Below are 684 nucleotides of genomic sequence, written 5' to 3'. Positions count from 1 at the left end.
GGGTGCTGAACTAATGCAAACCGGCACATCTGCAGAGAAGAAAATGGCTTTTCTGGAGTCGGAGGTTCGAAAGCTGTGGGGTGTGTCTTATGATAGGAATCGTAAAACTATTCAAGGTCATGAAAAGAAAATAGAAGCGCTAACGAAAAAGCTTGCCGAGAGTCAAAAATCTTTAGCTACTCATGAGGTTTCATTATCAGCATTGAAAGCGGACTCTGATAAAGGGATGTCAGTATTAGATGGTCGTATAGCTTCGTTGTCAGGGGAGTTGTCAATTACTCGAGCTGAACGAGAAGAGTTTTTGACGCAGTTTAATGAAAAATTGAGCACTTTCGATTCGAGTACTCAAGAGTTTGAAAAACGTATTGCTGCGCTACAGGCTCGTATGAGTGATAGCGCCAAAGTTCAATTAGAAAACCAGGAAAGCTTGCTGTCGATAGATGAAAGTCGCCGCCAGCTTATAAAAAGAGTCATTGATTTGGAGGCGAGCTTGGGTAAATTGTCTTCTTCTAGTGCAAATCCCGGGGTGAGATAGTCTTTACAGGTATTCGGATTCTCGATGACATGCGGTAGATCGCAAAAATTAGATTAACTAGCTGTTAAACTGTCCGCCTGATTGTGATGGGTAGCTAGTCTTGCTGCTCGAATAAATATAAAGCTGTACATCTATAGGAAACGATACAT

At 41.8% G+C, this 684-nt stretch carries 1 protein-coding gene; it reads left to right on the top strand.

Annotation, left to right across the window (positions count from 1 at the left end; all coding sequences use genetic code 11):
- On the top strand, positions 1 to 535 hold a 535-nt coding region (locus A3756_RS02245; protein ID WP_231875455.1), incomplete at its 5' end, for a hypothetical protein.
- Positions 536 to 684 lie beyond the last annotated feature (149 nt).

Source organism: Oleiphilus sp. HI0086 (assembly GCF_001635225.1).
The sequence above is the reverse complement of the archived record's forward strand: the minus strand, read 5'-3'. Positions and strand labels throughout refer to the sequence as shown.